The organism is Terrabacter sp. P5_B1, assembly GCF_056400505.1.
In genome coordinates this window covers 1-2,951 of record NZ_JBFULD010000431.1, presented here as the reverse complement: position 1 = coordinate 2,951, position 2,951 = coordinate 1, and the positions used below count along the sequence as shown (strand labels likewise).

The following is a 2,951-nucleotide window of genomic DNA, read 5'->3' as shown; positions in this document are numbered from 1 at the left end:
CTGCTCGCCTGCAAGGAGCACGACGTCGACCACCTGCTCATCGGCGGCGGCGTCGCGGCCAACTCGCGGCTGCGCGCCCTCGCCGAGGAGCGGTGCGCCAAGGCCGGCGTCACCCTGCGCGTTCCCCGGCCCGGGCTGTGCACCGACAACGGGGCGATGGTGGCGGCGCTCGGGGCGCAGATGGTGGCCAAGGGGCGCGAGCCGAGCGACCTCGGGCTTCCCACGGACTCGTCGATGCCGGTCACGCTCGTCCAGGCTTAGGGCGCTTTCAGGTCCGCGTGGYTGGGTCGTCGGGTGCGCGCACGCCCTCGCGGCGTGGAGCGTCAGCCGGCCGTCCCAGCCCACGCCTACTTGCGTATGCCGGTTGCCGGCTGCCGATGCCGCTCGGGCGCCCGCGCGCCCTCCTTCTCGACCAACGCGCGCCTCTCGTCCTGGCCGGGTGTGACCCGGCCACGCGCTATCTGCACCCCCGCTCGGTCGTCGGCTCGTGCCCGGAAGGTTGGGGGGGCGGTGGGGCAGGTGGCTCATCCCCGGGCTGGTGACGGTCGTTCCCGCCCGGTCGGTCAGGGGCAGTGGGCCAGGCCCATTCTCAGCTTGAGGTCGACGACTCGGGTGGCGGCGGTCTGCACCTGCTTGGCGAAGGCGGGGTTCTGTTTCATCTTCGTCGTGATGGCTTCGTGCATGGCGGGGACGGTGGCCGGTCGGGCCGTCAGGGTGATGTCGCCCCCGGCCTCGATGAAGCGCGTGGCGCGCTCGTCGACCGGCACGGCGGCCACGGCCCTGGCGGCGCCGACGTCGTCGGTGATGACGACGCCGTCGTAGGAGAGCCGGTCGCGGAGCAGGTCCGTGACGATCGCCCTGGAGAAGACGGCGTTGGTGCCGGGGTCGATGCGGCTGTAGGTCGCCGAGCCCACCATGACGAGCTCGACGCCGTCCTGGACGCCCGTGCGGAACGGCTCGAGGTAGGGGTCGTCGACGGTAGTCGTGCGGTCAGTGATGCCGCTCGCCGTGACGTCGGTGTTGCCGGTGATCCGCCCGATGCCCGGGAAGTGCTTGACGGTGGCGGCCACCCCGCCGGCGCGCATGCCGGCGAGGAAGGCACCGACCATGCGCGAGACCCGCTCGGGATCGCTCGAGAACTGCCGGTCGTACTGGCCGATGGGGCCGTTGGCGCGGCCGATCGAGGTCGGCACCGTGTCGGCGACCGGCGCCAGGTTGACGTTGATCCCGGCCTGGCGCAGCTCGGTCGCCCACCGGGCGGCGCTGGCGGTCAGGGCGCCCGGCGAGCCCTGGTCCTGGACGCGGGCCGACGGCATACGACTGAAACCGGTGCCGCGCAGCTGCTGCACGGCGCCGCCCTCCTGGTCGGCGGCGAGGAGCAGCCCGAGCCCCGCGGTGGTCCCCTTCGACGCGAGGGCAGCGAGGTGCCGCGTCGTCGCACGGACGCTGTCGACGCCCCCCGTCCAGCCACCGAGGAGGATGACGCCGCCGAGGTGACGGCTGGTGACGAGGGCGTCGAGGCTCGTGCGGCTCGCGGCGTGGTCGAGGCCGACCATGAGCAGCTGGCCGGCCCGCTCGCCGGCGTCCATGTCGGCGACGATGCGAGAGGCGCACGACGCTGGGGGCGCGGGCGGTGCAGGCCTGCTCGTCGTCGCGGCAGGCTTCGCGGCAGACGTCGTCGGGGGCGCCGTCGTCGGGGCCGCGGCGGACGCCGTGCCGACGGAGGAGGGGGAGGTGGCCACCGGCGGCGAGGAGCAGGCGGCCGCGAACGTCGCGGCGGCCACCAGGACGGCCGTCGGGAGGCTGCGGTGGTGACCGCGTCCGCGGGGGCTCTGGCGCATCGTTCGAGCCTATCCTCGGCGGGGGTCGTCGCGGGTGACCTGCTGCGGTGAGGCGCGGTGAGCTGCAGTGGACTGCGGTGGGCAGGGCTGGGGCGACCCGAACCGGTACGTTGCGGCTGTGACGACCGAACCCACCCCCGTCGTGCTCGACGTCGACACCGGAGTCGACGACGCGTGCGCGCTGCTCCTCGCCGCCCTCCACCCCGCCCTCGACCTGCGGGCCGTCTCCTGCGTCGGTGGCAACGCGCCCGTCGACGATGTCGTGCGCAACACGCTGCTCGTCCTCGAGGCGGCCGGCCGCACCGACGTGCCGGTCGCTCGTGGCGCCGAACGGCCCCTGCTCGAGGCTCCGGTCGACGCCCGCCACGTCCACGGCGACGACGGCATGGGTGACCTCGGCTGGGGCCCACCGGCAACCCGGACCGACCGACGCCACGCCGAGCTGCTCCGCGACATCTGCCGCCAGGCGGCTGAGACCGACCGTCCCGTCACGCTCGTTCCGCTCGCGCCCCTGACCAACATCGCGCTCCTGCTGCGCACGTATCCCGATGCAGCGCAAGGCATCTCGGAGATCGTCTTCATGGGCGGCGCGGCGCACGTCGGGAATGCGACGGCCTCGGCCGAGTTCAACGTCTTCCACGACCCGGAGGCGGCCGCGGTCACCCTCGACGCCGCCGCCGACCTCGGCATCCCGGTGACGATGTACGGCCTCGACGTCTTCTACGAGCCGGTCGTCGGTGCGGACGTGGTGGACGAGCTCATCGCGGTCGGAGGCCGAGGGGCGGCCGAGCTCGGTGGCCGGCTGATCGCCTTCCAGAACGAGCGGTTCGGCCGAGACGCGTCCACGATCGGCGACGCCGGCGCCGTCTGCGCGGTCATCGACCGAGCCGGGCTGACGACGGAGACGCTGCCGCTGCGGATCGAGCTTGCGGGCACGTGGTCGCGCGGGCGCACCATCGTCGACCGCCGCGACTGGAGCGGGGACATGGCACACGATCCGCACGGCGAGCCCCCGGTCCGCATCGAGGTGGCCCTCGGCGTCGACGGGGCCCGCTACGCCGCGCTGTGGGCCGACACGCTCCTCGGCCGTACGGGGGAGCGCTGATGGGG

The 2,951-nt window shown here is 74.0% G+C and carries 3 protein-coding genes and 1 pseudogene; 3 read left to right on the top strand and 1 reads right to left on the bottom strand.

What is annotated here, in order from left to right; genetic code table 11:
* Positions 1 to 261 (top strand): annotated as a pseudogene (locus AC1DP0_RS20425) (tRNA (adenosine(37)-N6)-threonylcarbamoyltransferase complex transferase subunit TsaD); the annotation flags it as partial.
* A gap of 302 nt (positions 262 to 563) precedes the next feature.
* Here AC1DP0_RS20425 and AC1DP0_RS20420 read toward each other — a convergent pair.
* Complete coding sequence (locus tag AC1DP0_RS20420) at positions 564 to 1,589, bottom strand: glycoside hydrolase family 3 N-terminal domain-containing protein (RefSeq protein ID WP_478088133.1); 1,026 nt, start codon at positions 1,587 to 1,589, stop codon at positions 564 to 566.
* A 10-nt stretch (positions 1,590 to 1,599) separates the two neighbouring features.
* Between AC1DP0_RS20420 and AC1DP0_RS20415 the strand changes: the two genes are divergently transcribed.
* Positions 1,600 to 1,815, top strand: coding sequence for a hypothetical protein (locus AC1DP0_RS20415; RefSeq protein ID WP_478088131.1), 216 nt, complete (start codon positions 1,600 to 1,602; stop codon positions 1,813 to 1,815).
* A 144-nt stretch (positions 1,816 to 1,959) separates the two neighbouring features.
* On the top strand, positions 1,960 to 2,946 hold the full coding sequence (locus AC1DP0_RS20410) for a nucleoside hydrolase (protein ID WP_478088129.1): 987 nt from the start codon (positions 1,960 to 1,962) through the stop codon (positions 2,944 to 2,946).
* Positions 2,947 to 2,951 lie beyond the last annotated feature (5 nt).